This is a genomic window from Lysinibacillus sp. FSL K6-3209 (assembly GCF_037976175.1).
GTDB lineage: Bacteria > Bacillota > Bacilli > Bacillales_A > Planococcaceae > Lysinibacillus > Lysinibacillus sphaericus_D.
In genome coordinates, this window is sequence record NZ_CP150264.1 from 922,170 (window position 1) to 937,316 (window position 15,147).

The 15,147-nt window shown below is 38.2% G+C and carries 17 protein-coding genes; 12 read left to right on the forward strand and 5 right to left on the reverse strand.

Annotated elements, in window-relative coordinates:
* Positions 1–110 precede the first annotated feature (110 nt).
* Both MHH88_RS04340 and MHH88_RS04345 read left to right on the forward strand, forming a co-directional pair.
* Positions 111–1,070 carry a nitronate monooxygenase family protein gene (locus tag MHH88_RS04340; RefSeq protein WP_069510341.1) on the forward strand — a complete coding sequence of 320 codons (960 nt, stop codon included), beginning with the start codon at positions 111–113 and terminating at the stop codon, positions 1,068–1,070.
* A 21-nt stretch (positions 1,071–1,091) separates the two neighbouring features.
* A complete protein-coding gene (locus MHH88_RS04345) occupies positions 1,092–1,379 on the forward strand; it encodes a UPF0223 family protein (protein WP_339261681.1) in 288 nt (95 codons plus the stop codon).
* A gap of 513 nt (positions 1,380–1,892) precedes the next feature.
* On the opposite strand, the gene MHH88_RS04350 is transcribed toward MHH88_RS04345, so the two are convergent.
* Positions 1,893–2,519 (reverse strand): DUF1054 domain-containing protein, encoded by a 627-nt coding sequence (locus MHH88_RS04350; RefSeq protein WP_339261682.1) that lies wholly within the window; start codon positions 2,517–2,519, stop codon positions 1,893–1,895.
* 123 nt (positions 2,520–2,642) lie between these two features.
* Here MHH88_RS04350 and MHH88_RS04355 point away from each other — a divergent pair, with 123 nt between their 5' ends.
* On the forward strand, positions 2,643–2,840 hold the full coding sequence (locus MHH88_RS04355) for a hypothetical protein (RefSeq protein WP_024362194.1): 198 nt from the start codon (positions 2,643–2,645) through the stop codon (positions 2,838–2,840).
* A 333-nt stretch (positions 2,841–3,173) separates the two neighbouring features.
* A complete protein-coding gene (locus MHH88_RS04360; RefSeq protein WP_069510335.1) occupies positions 3,174–3,971 on the forward strand; it encodes an inositol monophosphatase family protein in 798 nt (265 codons plus the stop codon).
* Positions 3,972–4,022: 51 nt separating this feature from the next.
* Here MHH88_RS04360 and MHH88_RS04365 read toward each other — a convergent pair whose 3' ends face one another.
* On the reverse strand, positions 4,023–5,321 hold the full coding sequence (locus tag MHH88_RS04365; RefSeq protein ID WP_103977336.1) for a hypothetical protein: 1,299 nt from the start codon (positions 5,319–5,321) through the stop codon (positions 4,023–4,025).
* Between the two features lie 146 nt (positions 5,322–5,467).
* Here MHH88_RS04365 and MHH88_RS04370 point away from each other — a divergent pair, with 146 nt between their 5' ends.
* Both MHH88_RS04370 and MHH88_RS04375 read left to right on the forward strand, forming a co-directional pair.
* Positions 5,468–6,994 (forward strand): AbgT family transporter, encoded by a 1,527-nt coding sequence (locus tag MHH88_RS04370; RefSeq protein ID WP_339261683.1) that lies wholly within the window; start codon positions 5,468–5,470, stop codon positions 6,992–6,994.
* A gap of 12 nt (positions 6,995–7,006) precedes the next feature.
* Positions 7,007–8,200 carry an amidohydrolase gene (locus MHH88_RS04375; RefSeq protein ID WP_339261684.1) on the forward strand — a complete coding sequence of 398 codons (1,194 nt, stop codon included), beginning with the start codon at positions 7,007–7,009 and terminating at the stop codon, positions 8,198–8,200.
* A 230-nt stretch (positions 8,201–8,430) separates the two neighbouring features.
* On the opposite strand, the gene MHH88_RS04380 is transcribed toward MHH88_RS04375, so the two are convergent.
* The gene (locus MHH88_RS04380; RefSeq protein ID WP_024362189.1) at positions 8,431–8,616 is read right to left on the reverse strand and encodes a DUF5325 family protein; all 186 of its coding nucleotides are present in this window, start codon (positions 8,614–8,616) and stop codon (positions 8,431–8,433) included.
* Positions 8,617–8,757: 141 nt separating this feature from the next.
* Between MHH88_RS04380 and typA the strand changes: the two genes are divergently transcribed.
* From typA to MHH88_RS04405, 5 genes are all read left to right on the forward strand, one after another.
* A complete protein-coding gene (gene typA / locus MHH88_RS04385) occupies positions 8,758–10,602 on the forward strand; it encodes a translational GTPase TypA (RefSeq protein WP_025218736.1) in 1,845 nt (614 codons plus the stop codon).
* A gap of 31 nt (positions 10,603–10,633) precedes the next feature.
* Entirely contained in the window at positions 10,634–11,032 is a 399-nt protein-coding gene (locus tag MHH88_RS04390; RefSeq protein ID WP_024362187.1) for a YlaH-like family protein, read from the forward strand.
* A gap of 255 nt (positions 11,033–11,287) precedes the next feature.
* Positions 11,288–12,280 carry an ABC transporter substrate-binding protein gene (locus MHH88_RS04395; RefSeq protein WP_069510325.1) on the forward strand — a complete coding sequence of 331 codons (993 nt, stop codon included), beginning with the start codon at positions 11,288–11,290 and terminating at the stop codon, positions 12,278–12,280.
* Positions 12,281–13,048 (forward strand): ABC transporter ATP-binding protein, encoded by a 768-nt coding sequence (locus MHH88_RS04400; protein WP_069510322.1) that lies wholly within the window; start codon positions 12,281–12,283, stop codon positions 13,046–13,048.
* Positions 13,041–13,835 (forward strand): ABC transporter permease, encoded by a 795-nt coding sequence (locus MHH88_RS04405; RefSeq protein WP_081327894.1) that lies wholly within the window; start codon positions 13,041–13,043, stop codon positions 13,833–13,835. The genes MHH88_RS04400 and MHH88_RS04405 overlap by 8 nt, the downstream gene beginning before the upstream one ends.
* Positions 13,836–13,932: 97 nt before the next feature.
* On the opposite strand, the gene MHH88_RS04410 is transcribed toward MHH88_RS04405, so the two are convergent.
* A complete protein-coding gene (locus MHH88_RS04410; RefSeq protein WP_024362183.1) occupies positions 13,933–14,136 on the reverse strand; it encodes a YlaI family protein in 204 nt (67 codons plus the stop codon).
* A 12-nt stretch (positions 14,137–14,148) separates the two neighbouring features.
* Positions 14,149–14,649 (reverse strand): hypothetical protein, encoded by a 501-nt coding sequence (locus tag MHH88_RS04415; RefSeq protein WP_069510318.1) that lies wholly within the window; start codon positions 14,647–14,649, stop codon positions 14,149–14,151.
* Between the two features lie 182 nt (positions 14,650–14,831).
* Between MHH88_RS04415 and MHH88_RS04420 the strand changes: the two genes are divergently transcribed.
* Positions 14,832–15,113, forward strand: a complete 282-nt coding sequence (locus MHH88_RS04420; RefSeq protein WP_024362181.1) for a YlaN family protein — start codon at positions 14,832–14,834, stop codon at positions 15,111–15,113.
* Positions 15,114–15,147: the final 34 nt, after the last annotated feature.

A 15,147-nucleotide genomic window follows, 5' to 3' on the forward strand; every position in this document is an offset into this window, starting at 1 on the left:
ACAAATGAATTATAGCACCTAACGACATGAAAAAATAGACTTTAATTAAAAAAATAAAAGGATTTTTTCGTGATTACGAGAAGATAGTATGGAACGAAAGGAGAGATTCGATGAACTGGGAGACACGTATTACCGAACTATTGAAGATTAAATATCCAATTATTCAGGGGGGATTAGCTTATTTAGCATATGCTGATTTAGCAGCAGCTGTGTCAAATGCTGGCGGTTTAGGGCAAATAACGGCGATGAGTTTACGCGACCCAGACTTATTACGTGCGGAAATTCAAAAGCTAAGAACATTAACAGATAAGCCGTTTGGTGTAAACTTTGCTATTGGGATGCATGGCACAGGCTATGAAGATATGGTGCGAGTGGCTGTTGAAGAACATGTACCTGTTGTCACAATGACGGGCGGTAATCCCGCACCGATTTTTGATTTACTTGCAGGAACTGGCATTAAAAAGTTAGTGCTGGTTGCAGCGCGTAGACAGGCTCAGAAAGCTGAAGAACTAGGGGCAGATGCCGTAATGGTTGTTGGACAAGAAGGTGGTGGCCATCTTGGGCGTGATGACGTTGGGACAATGGTGCTCGTACCTCAAGTGGTGGATAGTGTGAAAATTCCTGTGATTGCGTCTGGTGGTATTGGCGATGGTCGCGGTTGGATGGCCGCACATGCACTTGGTGCAGAGGGCATTGAAATGGGCACGCGCTTTATTGCGACGAAGGAATGTGTGGATGCCTCACAAGCCTATAAAGACGCATTACTCGCGAGCTCTGAGGCAGATACAACAGTTATTAAACGATCTATTGGGGCGCCTGCACGCGCGTTACGGAGTGACTTCACAGCAAAAATTTTAGAAATAGAGCGTGAAACACCTACTTATGAGGCTTTAAAAGACTATATTAGTGGCAGTGCCAATAAACGTTTTATTTACGATGGAGAAAAGGATGCTGGCATTGGTTGGGCAGGACAAGTGACTGGCATGATCCATGATATTCCAACAGTGGACGAGCTAATTACAAGAATGGTTGCAGAAGCGGAAAGTATCCGGGTAAAATGGGGACACTAATGTAAAGGTGGTTAAGTCCAAATGGAATATTCATATCCGTTTTCAATTGATTGGTCAACTGAAGAAATTGTCGATGTTGTAAAATTTTTCGAAGGCATCGAACTTGCGTATGAAAAGGGCATTAAACGTGAAGTGATGCTGGCGAAATATCGTCGCTTTAAAGAAATTGTGCCTTCTCAAGCAGAAGAAAAAACGATTTATCGCGAATTTGAAGAGGCTAGTGGATATGTTAGTTATCCAGTAGTGAAGCAAGCAAAAGAAGCGGATGATGGTACGATAATTAAAGTTGTACCAAAGCAAAGACGTTAAACGTTGGCTTGAAAATGGTGTGCTAGGGAATACTCTAGCATGCTTTTTTTTTAAAACCCGCCATGCCTTCTGCGAGACAGAAGTACATAATGGATTGTGTATATCTGTGCCCGTTGAACGCAAAGCGGATTTGGAAACTTTATTATTTATAATGTTTTATTAAAATAATTATTCTTCTTAAGAAATCACTAGCATTATAGTGTTAATTTATAGTTGTCTGCATAAACTACAGCAATATCAATTTTTTTAAAAATGTTCACAGATTTTGGATTCTCCAATAACGTACAGTGACATAGCCACAACAAGTATTAATAATTCTTGTTGTGCAAAAATCCTCAACAACCTCAAAGAAGATGTTTCAGTCCTTTAGCTACGTTTGATAGTAATGGTTAATGGATAAATACCTCGTCCAAAATTGTTAAACCTTATAAATTCCAGTACTGCTTTAACTTATTAAGACATTTTGTTCTTGTAAGATTTTAATGCCACATTTTCAAAAATGGGTAGGGCATTTTATTTTTCTTGAATAATTTTATAAATCGGAAGTAATGTCGTGAATGTTTCCTCTACTAATTGTTGGAATTGACTAACAGACAATTTTATCGCTTCTTCTCGTGGAATGTGACGGCCAACTAAAAATTCCCCTTTTTTAACATCACGTAAACGGATAAGCAATTCATCTAGTTTATCTTCCTTCGCGTCTTCCATGGGAATTGCCTCTGGTGACATATGATCCCCAGAAACAATAAAATCATTCGGAAGCTGTTGTAGCAAGGATTTGTTGGCTAGTAAACGTTGTGCCATTAAATTTTTTTGCGGTGCTTCATAAATAATAGCAAAGACGATGAATAAATGTGTGCTCCAAAGACCAATCTGAAAGTGAGGCAATGCTTTATAGCCTCTTTTATAAGGAGCAAAGGCAACCCAACTATCATTTGGTGGATTTACCGTTCTGCGGGCGTGTTTGGCAACATGGGGGTAAAATTCTTCTCCAAGATGACTGGAAAAGAAAGCAGAGAAGTTCTCTCCTAGTTTATTGAACTTTGGTCTTACACAGGAATTTAAGGCATCCATTCTTTGTTCTAAACCATTTATTTGAAACACATTAAAATCTTTATTAGTCCATTTTAGTGTAGGCATTTTTAAAAACTCCTTTCGATTATAAGGTTTATTTTATTAAAAATATGGGAAAAAATCTTATAACAAGAACTTTAGCGAATCGTATAAGGTTTTGGAAAAAAATAAAAAAGGGACGTGACTTTTATGAAACAAGTCGTAAAAATTATACGTAAAGTTGACATTGAAAAGCAATATGAACGCATTTTACAATTAGAATTAGATTATGAGCTTGCCTCACTTTTCTTAGCGATGAATGAGAAAGACGAAGGTGCAATCGCAAAAAGCAAAAAGCGTCTAGCTGAAATACAGATGGAGCTGGAAAGTTTGCACGCCTATGCGTAAAAAAAAATTAACCCCCATATGAAAATCACTTGCTGAATATTCCGACAGCAGGTGATTTTTGTTGTTATAAAGGGTAAAATAGACAATATACCATTGTTAGATAATGGAGTTTTCATCTTTTTCATTTGACGCTGCACATGCAAAGCTTTTAAAGGCGTCATATTGCACATGACGCTTGCACTTATTGTGGATAGTGTTTAAGGTATTTTACTGACTAGAAGCAGAGTAAGTTTAAAGTGTGTAGCTACAATCGTTTAATTGCTTGAATACCAAGGATAAGCAAGTTTGTATGACGTGCGTAAATGTTTTTCTATATTCGAGGGGTGGGTTTTTATGGATTTAAAGCAGATCGATCAATTTGCTAAAAGTATTATTGTTGAAGCGGGGAACCGTATTCGTAATGCATTTTCGTATAATTTAGTGATCGAGACAAAATCGAATGCGAATGACCTTGTTACAAATATAGACCGTGAAACAGAATTGTTTTTTATAGAAAAAATTAAATCTTTTGATCCTACCCACCATATTATAGGCGAAGAGGGTATGGGGGAAAAGGTTGAGTCATTAGATGGCGTTGTATGGATTATCGACCCGATTGATGGAACGATGAATTTTGTAAAGCAACATCGCCACTTTATGATTTCAATTGGAATATTTATTGATGGAGTAGGAAAACTTGGTTACATATATGATGTAATGCGCGAAGATTTATTTCATGCAATTGCTGGACAGGGTGCTTGGTATAATGCGTCACCGTTACGCAAGTTACAACCTGTGACCATTGAAGAGTCCGTTATTGGCATTAATGCACATTGGGTTGCACCAAATCGTCATATACATCATGAAAAAGTAATTGAACTAGTTCGTAAAGTTCGAGGTACGCGTTCTTATGGCTCTGCAGCAATGGAAATTGCCTTTGTTGTTAGTGGAAAATTAGACGCTTATGTTTCGATGCGGCTATCTCCATGGGACATTGCCGGCGGAACAATTATTGCAAATGAAGTTGGGGCTATTGCAACCAATTTACATGGACGAACTGTAGATTTACTACATCAAGATACTTTTATTATTGCAAATCCTTCTATTCATCATGAATTATTAGAAAAATATATTGTGCCTTATGATGTATAACTTTAAAAAACTGTTTAGGAATGTTGATTCCTAAACAGTTTTTTGTATGCGCTAATTTAAATCGAGCTGATAGTATTTTTTCGGACGACCTCGAGTGGTGGAAGTAGTGCTTGGTAATTCGACAGCTAAATTTTTTTCATGCAGTTGTTTTAAAATGCGGTTTGCAGAGCGCACAGTAATGCCTAAATGCTTGCTTAACAGTTCGCCATTGACGATTGTTGTGGCTAATCTTTCGATAACAGCCTCGATTTTTTGCAATTGTAATAAAGGAATATCATGGGTAACGCTTAATTTTTGTAAGAGCTGTTGTTTTTCGTTATCAAACTGCAATAAAGTGCCGTTTAGCAACGGACCAATTTCTTTTTCATGTTCAATAATATAGCCTTGCGTTTCCTTGGAAGAGCAGAGCGTTGCAGCCCTTTTTGCGTATTTCTGACTTTCCGTTAAAGAGTTACCGATACCCCAACCTATTTTTACTGGAAATTGTAATGTATCATCTAAAAAATCTACAAGTTGACAATGAGTATAATCATCGGTTGTGATTAAAAATTGCTGATAGGTTGTAATAAGGGCCATATAAGAAGCTTCACGATGCACGATAAAGGTGCTTGCATAGCGTTGCTTAAAATCTAAAATGGCTTTATATAAAGCAATTTGTCGATATTCCAATTCATCGATATTGGATTTATCAATCGGAATTAAAATATGAACAACGACTACTTTATTTTGCTCAAGTTGTCGAAGCTGAAGCTGATTGACCAATTGATCCAATGTTAATTGCATAGCATGGCGTGATGGGTGAAACGCGATAAACGGTATATTTAGCTGTGCCAATCGCTCTCGCATTTCTGCAATACGCGTAAAGCTTAAATCTACTTTATTGTCGCGATGTAACTGAATATGCCAATTAGCAGCCTTCTCAACAATATCGTTACTTGCGAACTCGTTCATTGTTTGACTAAATAGATATGGCTGTCTACCGATTGACCATTCATGAATGCCGAGGTATTCGTTTTCTTCATAACAAAAATCAATGGCAATCCGATTCATAGCAATTGTATTATCATAAAATAACTCTGTTAAAACACGGTAAAAATCTCGCTCTGAAATATCAAAATAGAGCATGGGAATAGCCGTGTTTGGAAAATATGTTTGCGAAAAAAAGTATGGGATTTGCCCGCTAAAAAGTGCACCATCTCCAGCTAGTAAATGTTGCTTCAGCAGCGCATTTAAATGCTCAAAATCTGTGTAGGAATGGTAATGGAAATGGCAAAAAGATGGCTTGATTTTCTCTAGTTGCGTTACCCATGAGAGAGATAATTTAGCGGTGAAAACATTAATTTTATACATAGAGTAAGCTCCTTAACTATAAATTAAATATTGAAAATATTCTAAAAATATGGTTTCTTTGTATTAAGGACGCATGCTATCAATGTCTTAAATGAGGATTAAGATGAATAGCACAAGTCGAATAACACAGAGAAGGAGAGGGGCTTATGCAAAAAAATTTAGACACAGTAAAAAAATCTTGGATTGATAGAATGCTAGATAGTATTGAAAAGGCGGGTAATAAACTACCAGACCCCATCACGCTATTTATTATTTTAGCAGGTATTGTGCTTGTTTTATCATGGATATTATCGTTGTTTGGTGTTTCAGCAGTTCAACCAGGCACTGAAGATGTTATTCAAGTAAAAAATCTGCTAAGTCAAGAAGGTCTTATTTTAATCGTAACGCAAATGGTCTCAACATTTACAGGCTTCGCTCCTTTGGGATTAGTGATTGTGACAATGATTGGTATTGGTTTAGCCGAGCAAACAGGGCTTATATCTGCCGTAATGAAAAAGCTAGTGCTGTCAGCTCCGACAAAATTAATCGTGCCATTTATTATTTTCACAGGTTTAGTGGGGAATCTAGCTGCCGATGCAGCGTTCATTATTTTACCGCCAATTGCAGCGATGATTTTTATGAGCATTGGTCGAAACCCACTAGCAGGTTTAATTATTACATATGCCGCAGTAGCTGGAGGCTTTAGTGCCAATATTTTAATTAGTTCACTTGATGTATTGTTATTGGGAATTACGGAATCATCAGCGCAGATTGCAGATTCTGGCTACACAGGTCGAGCAACGATGAACTATTATTTTTTAATTGCTTCGACATTTTTATTAATTGGGGTTGGTACATGGGTTGCCAAAAAGTTTACTGAGCCTCGTTTTGGCAACTTTGAAGGCACTGTTGAAAAGTTAGAGCCGCTAACAGCTTTAGAAAAGCGCGGTTTACGATGGGCAGGATTGGTGACAGTCATTTATATTGCAGTGATTGCATTTACGGTCATTCCATCTAACGGTCTTTTACGTGATCCGGAAACAGGAGGCTTTTTAAATTCACCATTTATGTCGGGTATTGTGCCAATTATGTTATTCTTCTTTCTTTTACCAGGTCTTGCCTATGGCATTGCGGCAAAAGAAGTGAAAAATGACAAAGAAGTGGCTGAGAAAATTTTTAAATCGATTGCAGATATGGCTCCGTTTATTGTTTTAGCATTTGCTGCTTCACAAATGATTGCCTTTTTTAACTGGAGTAATATCGGTGCTATTTTAGCTATTAAAGGAGCGGAACTTTTACAAGCATTAAATTTTACAGGTTTACCAATGATGATAGGGTTTGTTTTAATATGTGCTTTCGTTAACTTACTTATCGCCAGCGCTTCTGCGAAATGGGCTTTACTTGCGCCAATTTTCGTTCCAATGTTCCTTTACTTAGGCTATTCCCCTGCTGTTACGCAAATGGCCTATCGGGTAGGAGACTCTATTACCAATCCCATTACACCAATGCTACCGTATTTTGCTATTTTGCTATCGTTTGCCAAACGCTACGATAAAAATATCGGTATGGGGACACTAATTTCCGCGTTACTACCATTTTCTGTGTTCTTTGCAATCGGTTGGATTATACTGTTCGCCATTTGGTTCCTACTTGGCTTACCACTGGGACCTGGAGATTATATATATTTAAAATAAGGGGTGTTACTAATGGCAGTATTACAGCAAGAGCAGTTAGTTGGTTTATTAAAACAATATGAAGAGGAAATGATTCAGCTTCGTCGTCATTTCCATGAAAATCCAGAGCTTTCCTTTGAAGAAATTGAAACACCGAAAACAATTGCTGCATTTCATCGTGCTTTAGGACATGAAGTACGTGAAGGTGTTGGGGGGAACGGTGTTGTAGCGAAGTTAGTTGGTGCTAAGGCAGGAAAAACGGTGGCATTACGTGCAGACTTTGACGCTTTAGCTATTACAGAAGAAACGGGTTTGCCATTCCAATCAAAAATAAAAGGGCGCATGCATGCATGTGGTCATGATGGACATACCGCTTCATTATTAATTTTGGCGAAGGCATTGAATCAAATGAAGGATAACTTAGCGGGGACAATTGTCTTTATTCATCAACATGCAGAGGAGCTTGCACCAGGTGGGGCGAAATCAATGATTGCTGATGGCTGTTTAGAAGGTGTGGATGTAATATTTGGTACACATTTATGGGCACCAACAGAACTTGGTAAGGTGCAAACAGCAATTGGGCCATTTATGGCTGCGGCTGATGGCATTTATATGAAGATTAAAGGAAAGGGTGGTCATGGTTCGAATCCAAGTGATACGAAGGATTCCATCTTGCTGGCAGCGCAATTTATTACAAATTTACAACAGCTTGTTGCACGCCGTATTAATCCATTGCGTCCTGCGGTAGTATCTATTGGTCATATTGAGGCGTTAAATCCTTTTAATGTCATTGCAGACCAAGTCTATATGAAAGGGACTGTCCGTACCTTCCATGAGGAGGAGCGCGATTTACTGGAGCGTGAAATTGAGGAGCTATTAAAGGCAACTTGTTATTTAACAAAAGCGGACTATGAATATGAGTTTCGTCGTGGTTACCCGCCAGTGGTGAATCATGCAGCAGAAACAGAGCATGTGATGGCGTCAGCAAGAAAAGTAGCGGATGTCGAAGCGGTTGAATTTGTTGACCCAACTATGGGTGGTGAGGATTTTGCGTACTATTTAGAGGAAATACCAGGGGCATTTTTCTTTACGGGGGCAAAAAATCCACAATGGCAAGAAGTCTATCCACACCATCATCCAAAATTCGATATTGATGAACGTTCATTGCGGATTGCCGCCAATGTTTTAGGTCAAGCAACGTTAGATTATTTGGCAAATGACCGTTAAAGCAAAGCATCGCTTGTTTGCGTGCAGACTGGGAAGAATAGTAGCTAAGCATTTAACAATTTTATTGAGCAATATTAATAATAGATAGCCAAAAGAGGCGTTGTCTATCATGGACAATGCCTCTTTTTTTGCACAATATCACAGAAGGAGCTGTCCAATATTGGATAGCTCCTTCTGTGATATTGTGTCATTTTGGACACATATAGGTTGTTAGAAAGCAAATACTAACATTAAAGTAAGCCTTGTTCGCGAAGTTTACGCTTCATTTTAAAAGCTGTCATGAAAATGACACAAGTAGCGACAATACCTGCTATTACTCCCCAAATATTACTTGCTGCTACTGAATACCCGATAGAACACATTGCTAGCACAGCTGCTAGTGCATAAATGGCCATTACGATTTTTCCGCGATTCATAACCGAGCCTCCTAATTTATAGTAAAATTGTGATTAAAAATATTTTTTTAGAATGATAGAAATTCTAATAAGGACATTTACATCCTTCTTGTGCTATAATATCACAGTTAAACATTCGAAAAAAGAATATGGAGTGGAATAATGACAAACTTACGTCAAGATCTTCGCAATATCGCAATTATCGCCCACGTTGACCATGGTAAAACTACCTTAGTCGACCAATTATTAAAACAATCTGGTACATTCCGTTCAAACGAACGTGTTGAAGAACGTGCAATGGACTCTAACGATATCGAACGTGAACGTGGTATTACAATATTAGCAAAAAATACTGCTGTCAACTATAACGGAACTCGTATCAACATCCTTGATACGCCTGGACACGCCGACTTTGGTGGTGAGGTAGAACGTATTTTAAAAATGGTAGATGGCGTTTTACTAGTTGTCGATGCGTATGAGGGTTGTATGCCGCAAACACGCTTCGTACTGAAAAAAGCGTTAGAGCAAAAGTTAACACCGATTGTAGTAGTGAACAAAGTAGATAAAGACTCAGCTCGTCCACTTGAAGTAGTAGATGAAGTATTAGAGTTATTCATCGAATTAGGTGCAGATGACGATCAATTAGACTTCCCAGTAGTGTATGCTTCAGGTGTAAATGGTACGGCTTCTTTAGATGCTGATCCATCTAAACAAGAAGAAAATATGAAATGTCTATTTGAAAAAATTATTGAAGCTATCCCAGCGCCAGTTGATAACTCAGAAGAACCATTACAATTCCAAGTAGCTTTACTTGACTATAATGACTTCGTTGGACGTATCGGAATTGGTCGCGTATTCCGCGGAACAATTTCTGTAGGTCAACAAGTTGCTCTGATGAAATTAGACGGTACAGTGAAAAACTTCCGTGTAACAAAAATCTTTGGTTTCTTCGGCTTAAAACGTGAAGAAGTTGAGACAGCAAAAGCTGGTGACTTAATCGCCGTTTCTGGTATGGAAGATATCAACGTAGGAGAAACAGTTTGCCCTGTTGAACATCAAGAAGCGCTTACGCCTTTACGTATCGATGAGCCAACTTTACAAATGACTTTCTTAGTAAACAATTCTCCATTTGCAGGTCGTGAAGGGAAATGGGTTACTTCTCGTAAAGTAGAAGAGCGTTTACGTGCTCAATTACAAACAGACGTATCTTTACGCGTTGAAGATACGGATTCTCCAGATGCTTGGACAGTTTCAGGTCGTGGTGAGCTTCACTTATCAATCCTGATTGAAAATATGCGTCGTGAAGGTTTTGAATTACAAGTATCAAAACCACAAGTAATCGTGCGTGAAATCGATGGTGTTAAATGTGAACCATTCGAACGTGTTCAAATCGATGTACCTGAAGAAAATGTTGGTTCTATTATTGAATCTATCGGTACTCGTAAAGGTGAAATGCTTGATATGGTGAACAACGGCAGTGGACAAGTGCGTTTAACGTTCTTAGTACCAGCTCGTGGATTAATCGGTTATACAACTGAATTTATGTCGATGACAAAAGGTTTCGGTATTATCAACCATACGTTTGATTGCTACCAACCATTATTACCAGGGAAAATTGGTGGTCGTCACCAAGGTGTACTAGTTTCAATGGAAACTGGTAAATCAACAACTTATGGTATGATGCAGATTGAAGACCGTGGTACACTATTCTTGGAGCCAGGTACAGACATTTACGAAGGTATGATTGTTGGCGAAAATACTCGTGACGCTGATATCACTGTAAATATTACAAAAATGAAACAAAAAACAAACATCCGTTCAGCAAATAAAGACCAAACGAATGTTATTAAAAAACCACGTATTTTATCTCTAGAAGAAGCGCTTGAATACCTAGGTGATGATGAGTACTTAGAAATCACACCTGAATCAATTCGCCTTCGTAAAAAAATTCTAGATAAAAACGAACGTGAGAAAGCAGCGAAAAAATTAAAAAACGCTGAACAATAATTTTCCGCTGATATGAAAGGGAGAGGGAGTCTTGGATATAAAGTCCGCTTTATTGGGTGAACTAAATGTTATTCAAGTTGCTGCATCAACAAATGCAGAGGAAACAACAAAGGTTTATGGGAGAATGGCTGGTATTACAAGATTTCTGTATGAAAATTTACCAAGCTATGAAGTTGCAGGCTATGTTGTATTTCTTCTTGTCTTTGTACTTTCTGCAATTGTCTATAAATTAGGCTTTGCAAAAAAGTTAAAGCTATCTCAAAATATTGTCATTTATGTGTTCCTATTTTTGGGGTGTATTATGTTGACATTTTTCGCGTTATTCCTACCTATGATTGAAGGCCTCATCGTAGCGGCGTTAATTTTGATTGTATACAAAACACGTATGTGGCGAGAAAAAAGAGAAGAGCAACAAGCTGCCAATCAATGATAGTAGCTTGGCTCCTTTACCATAAAACTTACCTTAAGTTTTAAGGGCATAAAAAAGTCTTAGCATTTATTTGCTAGGGCTTTTTTTCTTTAATAGAGAAAATTTTTACGTCTTAGGCAATCTACCTATGAAAGAACAGCTGTGCATCTATGTTCAATCAATTGAATGACATATGACAAAATGGTTGGCACCTAAATCTTCTAACGTGAATAAGTTAGTCTCGATAGGCTATTTATCAATCAAGGAGGAAATGGAATGCGTTGGCTTAAAAAAGGTTTGTTATTTAGTAGTATTGCTTTGTTGCTCCTTTCATTGGCAGCGTGTAATAAAGCGGAGCTAGAAAAAGTAAAGGTCGGAGAAGTGACGCGCTCGATTTTCTATGCTCCGCAATATGTAGCGCTGGAAAAAGGTTTTTTTGAAGAGGAAGGACTTTCTGTTGAGCTACAAACGATTGCCGGTGGCGATAAAACGATGACAGCGTTACTTTCAGATGGCATTGATATTGCCTTAGTTGGCTCAGAAACATCCATTTATGTAACAGCTCAAGGTGCGAACGATCCGATTCAAAACTTTGCACAATTAACACAAACAGATGGAACATTTTTAGTAGCCCGTGAAAAGATGGATAATTTTTCATGGGAAGATGTGAAAGGATCTACATTTTTAGGGCAACGTAAAGGTGGAATGCCACAAATGGCTGGCGAATTTGTCTTGAAAAAGCATGGTATTGATCCTACGAAAGATTTAACACTTATTCAAAATATTGATTTTGCAAATATCGCTACAGCCTTTGCTTCTGGAACAGGAGATTATGTTCAGTTGTTTGAACCGACAGCGAGTGTGTTTGAAAAAGAAGGGAAAGGTTATATTGTTGCTTCATTTGGCACGGAATCAGGCCATTTACCATACACGTCCTTTATGGCGAAAAGTAGTTACTTAAAGGATGATGCTAAAACAGCGCAAGGATTTACTAATGCGCTGAAGCGAGCACAAGATTTTGTACAAGAGAAAAGTGCGGCAGAAGTGGCAAAAATAATTCAGCCGTATTTTGAAAATGTTGATGTAGCGTTAATTGAGACGGTGGTCGAACGTTATAAATCACAAGGCTCTTATGCAACAGATCCAATTTTGGATGAAGAAGAGTGGGATAACTTACAAACAATTATGGAGGAAGCAGGTGAACTTCCTCAACGAGTAAAATATGAAGAGCTTGTGAATACAAAGTTTGCAAAAAAGGCTGCAGAGTAAATGGAATTTTTAAAACTAGATCATGTTCACCATAGTTATTTTTCTAGTACGCAGGCAAAGGAAGTTTTAAGAGATATTAATCTAGATATTCGTGAAGGGGAGTTTGTTTCTTTTATAGGACCAAGTGGCTGTGGAAAAACGACACTCTTGTCCATTATTGCGGGGTTGTTTCCTGCAACGGAAGGCAAGGTTTTTATTGATGGCGAAATTATTGCGCCACATAATCAGGCACTTATCGGCTACATGCTCCAACAAGATTATCTATTCCCGTGGAAAACGATTGAGGACAATGTCACCATTGGTTTGAAAATCATGCAGCGGGATAATAAAACGCATAAAGTAACGGCCAATGCGCTCTTACATGAAATTGGGTTGCCACATGTCGGAAGTTATTATCCGAGGGAATTATCCGGAGGAATGCGTCAACGCGTAGCACTTGCAAGGACTTTAGCGGTTAATCCGAAAATATTATTGCTAGATGAACCTTTTTCAGCGCTCGATTATCAATCTAAGTTAAAGCTTGAAGATTTAGTTGTTGAAACACTAAAGGCCTATCAGAAAACGGCGATTCTTGTCACACATGATATTGGTGAGGCAATTGCTATGAGTGAAAGGGTATTTCTTTTCTCGGCTAATCCAGGCATGTTACACAAAGTGTTTGAAATACCTTCTGAGTTACAACAATTATCTCCGTTCGATGTAAGGCAACATCCAGCTTATTCAGATGTATTCCAAACGATTTGGAAGGAGCTGGAGAGTCTTGGATAATACATTGTTTAAACAATATCAACAATTGCTAAAGAAGGAAAAGCGCTTCGTTCGTCTATATCAAATCATTATTTTACTGGTCTTTTTTGGGGGGTGGGAGCTGCTCTCGAGGCTTGAATGGATTGACCGTTTAATCTTTAGCTCACCAACCTATGTATGGCAAACGTTTATTGAAAAAGTAAGCGACGGCTCACTCACATTACATGTTGGTGTGACGTTAATGGAGACGATTATCGGCTTTATTGCCGGAACATTATTAGGGACCTTGATTGCAACTGTCCTCTGGTGGTCTCCGATGTTATCCAAAATTTTAGATCCGTATTTAGTAATATTAAATGCCATGCCAAAAGTGGCGTTGGGGCCGATTTTAATCGTTGCACTTGGACCAGGTTATTTTTCGATTATTGCAATGGGTGCACTAATATCTATCATCATTACTACCATTGTTGTGTACACTGCTTTTAAAGGTGTCGATCCCAATTACAGTAAAGTGTTACAAACTTTTGGGGCAACTCGTTGGCAAACTTTTAAAGAGGTGATTTTGCCTGCTTCTTTTCCTACAATTATTTCGACTCTGAAAGTGAATGTTGGTTTGTCATGGGTTGGTGTGATTGTCGGTGAGTTTTTAGTTGCCTCCAAGGGGCTTGGTTATTTAATTATTTATGGCTTCCAAGTATTTAACTTTAATCTTGTCCTTATGTCACTGCTCATTATCGCTTTCTTCGCGACAATTATGTATCAAGTTGTCGAATTGCTGGAAAAAGTGATTATCAAAAATAATGGTTAAGTAAAAAACGCAAAACCTGTATGAATAGGGTTTTGCGTTTTGTACTGTTAAATCTGCTAGAGGCGAGCGCTTTTTAAATTGTATGAGTGCCTGTCACTTAAAATTCTTTGTCCATTTGTGGTGAGGTACGGTAAAAGCGGAAATTTCCCGTTTCAATACGTGCCACTGTATTTTCCTTAATTCGATCATGGCATGTGTCGCACATATACGTATGAATCGGACGATTACGTAGTTTTTTTGCTAACGGTAAATCATCATCTAACTGGTTAATAGTATCGCAAATGACACATTTTACGCGCATCGCATTCCCTCCCTATTCCGCACGAATGGCTAACACATTTTTGATAGGGCTATCTACATTGGAGCCGTCTCCAAATAATACATGAACGGGTCCATCTTCGGTTAAAGGTTTGCCGTCCTGACTGTATTTAAAAATTAATGTCTGTGCTTCTTCAATTGTAAATGCATGTTCTTCCCCGTTTTTGCATTCAATGACGATTTTTGTCGCTTCGGGTTTAACTTCAGCATTTTTCAAGAAGTGACTTAATTCGATACCGAACGTGCCCGTTTCCATTCCTTTGCGGTCGAATTTTCGTTCTGATTTTAATGTTGGTGGGAAAGTAGCACCTTCCATGATTTCACGTGACCAGTGAGCACCGACTTCGCGCATATATTTTGTATCCGCATCTTCCTCTACTTCACTTGCATGGAAGTACGTATTTAAGTCTAATTTACGATCGTCAAAAATCCAAACTGTTGGATCTAATGTTAGTTGATACGAAACTGCACCCTTAATAGGAATAATTGTTTCCATAATAGAAATCCTCCTCAAATCTTGTATATCCATGAATTAGTATAACGCTAATGCAAGGAGATAATAAAGAAATATAATTCGGATTGTTTATTTTCCAACGAAGACACTTGCAATTTTACCGACTAAAAGATAAACTTTATTAAGATAGAATCGAAGAAATATCAGATAATGGGGGCGTCCTCATGGATACGAAATCACAAACTTCCTTTCAAGAGAAGGCTTTGGAGCTTTTAGTTGCTGATGCAGATAAAATTGCTCGCCTCATTCGAGTACAAATGGATCATTTAACGATGCCACAATGCCCTTTATATGAAGAAGTATTAGATACACAAATGTTCGGCCTTTCACGTGAAATTGACTTTGCTGTGAAGCTTGGACTGATTGAACGCGAAAAAGGCAAGGCCATTCTCGACTCACTCGAGAAGGAACTTTCTGTACTACATGACGCGTATACAGACAAATAAAAAGAAAAAACTCAAACGCTGCTTGCGATTTGAG

What these genes read in the sequence shown, in the direction of transcription:
- MHH88_RS04340 (WP_069510341.1), top strand. Translation starts at nt 111, where the DNA reads ATGAACTGGGAGACACGTATTACCGAACTATTGAAGATTAAATATCCA.
- MHH88_RS04345 (WP_339261681.1), top strand. Translation starts at nt 1,092, where the DNA reads ATGGAATATTCATATCCGTTTTCAATTGATTGGTCAACTGAAGAAATT.
- MHH88_RS04350 (WP_339261682.1), bottom strand. Translation starts at nt 2,519, where the DNA reads ATGCCTACACTAAAATGGACTAATAAAGATTTTAATGTGTTTCAAATA.
- MHH88_RS04355 (WP_024362194.1), top strand. Translation starts at nt 2,643, where the DNA reads ATGAAACAAGTCGTAAAAATTATACGTAAAGTTGACATTGAAAAGCAA.
- MHH88_RS04360 (WP_069510335.1), top strand. Translation starts at nt 3,174, where the DNA reads ATGGATTTAAAGCAGATCGATCAATTTGCTAAAAGTATTATTGTTGAA.
- MHH88_RS04365 (WP_103977336.1), bottom strand. Translation starts at nt 5,321, where the DNA reads ATGTATAAAATTAATGTTTTCACCGCTAAATTATCTCTCTCATGGGTA.
- MHH88_RS04370 (WP_339261683.1), top strand. Translation starts at nt 5,468, where the DNA reads ATGCAAAAAAATTTAGACACAGTAAAAAAATCTTGGATTGATAGAATG.
- MHH88_RS04375 (WP_339261684.1), top strand. Translation starts at nt 7,007, where the DNA reads ATGGCAGTATTACAGCAAGAGCAGTTAGTTGGTTTATTAAAACAATAT.
- MHH88_RS04380 (WP_024362189.1), bottom strand. Translation starts at nt 8,616, where the DNA reads ATGAATCGCGGAAAAATCGTAATGGCCATTTATGCACTAGCAGCTGTG.
- typA (WP_025218736.1), top strand. Translation starts at nt 8,758, where the DNA reads ATGACAAACTTACGTCAAGATCTTCGCAATATCGCAATTATCGCCCAC.
- MHH88_RS04395 (WP_069510325.1), top strand. Translation starts at nt 11,288, where the DNA reads ATGCGTTGGCTTAAAAAAGGTTTGTTATTTAGTAGTATTGCTTTGTTG.
- MHH88_RS04400 (WP_069510322.1), top strand. Translation starts at nt 12,281, where the DNA reads ATGGAATTTTTAAAACTAGATCATGTTCACCATAGTTATTTTTCTAGT.
- MHH88_RS04410 (WP_024362183.1), bottom strand. Translation starts at nt 14,136, where the DNA reads ATGCGCGTAAAATGTGTCATTTGCGATACTATTAACCAGTTAGATGAT.
- MHH88_RS04415 (WP_069510318.1), bottom strand. Translation starts at nt 14,649, where the DNA reads ATGGAAACAATTATTCCTATTAAGGGTGCAGTTTCGTATCAACTAACA.
- MHH88_RS04420 (WP_024362181.1), top strand. Translation starts at nt 14,832, where the DNA reads ATGGATACGAAATCACAAACTTCCTTTCAAGAGAAGGCTTTGGAGCTT.